Source organism: Bartonella sp. AA83SXKL, assembly GCF_042196965.1.
Classification (GTDB): Bacteria; Pseudomonadota; Alphaproteobacteria; order Rhizobiales; family Rhizobiaceae; genus Bartonella.
Genome location: NZ_JBHIRG010000146.1, coordinates 1 through 805 on the forward strand (window position 1 = coordinate 1; position 805 = coordinate 805).

Genomic DNA, 805 nt, shown 5'->3' on the forward strand with positions numbered 1-805 from the left:
AGGGAAAGCTTCCAACTTGGCGCGCGAACTTTTCTAACTCCTCGACATTTCTATTTGTCACTGGAATTCCCATCTTCGGCATTTTACCTTCCAAAATATGGGGATTGCCATAAACAACACCACACAAAGTTTTAATTTTTTGCATGCTGCTTTTAACGACTTCACTTTCTCGAATCTTTGAAGCAACTTCTTCGTTGGTAAGAGATGGAATTGTTTCCTTTTCAATAAGTGTTTTTTGCGCTTCTTGAGCGAGAGGCACTGAAACTACTTTTGCGGTTTCAACTTTTGGGGGTTGAATTAGCTGTTCTACTGCTTTCAATGCTTCGGACTTTGTTGTAACTTTCGTTGCTTTAATTGCTGACATGCTGACTTTTGCAGCCTCTTTGCCATCACCTTCCATAATAGGTTGATGCAGACCAAGTTGTTCTTGCTGTTTTTGCGTTTTTTGACTGAGAGGCACTGTGCGTGGTCGAGCACCAAGCCGCTCCCGCTCAGTTTGCATGGAGGTTTGAGTAGTTTCTTGATGCGCGTCTGTTGGTGAGTGTTCAGGCAGTTTATGTGGTTTGGATAAAGTTTGTTGTTTTTGCAACTGTTTAGCCGGTTCAGAGGAAAGTTCTTGGCGGTTTTGTTGTGCTTGATGGGCTTGTACAATGCTTTTTCTTACCTGTTTTACCGTATCTGCATATGTTTCAATGGCGTTACACAGGGAAGAGATACCTGCTTCAGCTTCTTTGCGTGCACTGTTTTTTATGCCAAGGGTTTGACTGCCTGCAAGCTTATGAAAAAAGTGAGGATTTTCTGAAAT

General features: G+C 42.2%; 1 protein-coding gene. It reads right to left on the reverse strand.

Annotation, left to right across the window (positions count from 1 at the left end):
- On the reverse strand, positions 1 to 805 hold an 805-nt coding region (locus tag ACFINO_RS10220; protein ID WP_375655716.1), incomplete at both ends, for a BID domain-containing T4SS effector.